Genomic DNA, 264 nt, shown 5'->3' with positions numbered 1-264 from the left:
GTGCCTGATTGATCACCGTATGAGCGATGGCCGGGCTGAGGTAGCGTTCGTTGTTGCGCAGGGCTTCCAGCGCGTGCTCGAGCTCGGTGGCCGTGGTGTCCTTGAGCAGGTAGCCATGGGCACCGGACTCCAGCGCCTGCATGATCAGCGCCGGATCGGTGTGCATCGACAGAATCAGCACTTTGCTCTGCGGCCGCACGCGCTTGAGCCGTTGCAGCGCTTCCAGGCCGCCGGTTTCTCTCATTGAGATATCCAGCAATACGA

At 61.7% G+C, this 264-nt stretch carries 1 protein-coding gene; it reads right to left on the bottom strand.

Annotated elements, in window-relative coordinates:
• Positions 1-244, bottom strand: a 244-nt coding sequence (locus AAEY83_RS15905) for a response regulator (RefSeq protein ID WP_351060511.1), incomplete at its 3' end; no start/stop codon positions are given.
• Positions 245-264: the final 20 nt, after the last annotated feature.

Origin of the sequence: Psychrobacter sp. TB20-MNA-CIBAN-0197 (genome assembly GCF_040309765.1) — a bacterium.
Classification (GTDB): domain Bacteria; phylum Pseudomonadota; class Gammaproteobacteria; order Pseudomonadales; family Moraxellaceae; genus Psychrobacter; species Psychrobacter submarinus.
The sequence above is the reverse complement of the archived record's forward strand: the minus strand, read 5'-3'. Positions and strand labels throughout refer to the sequence as shown.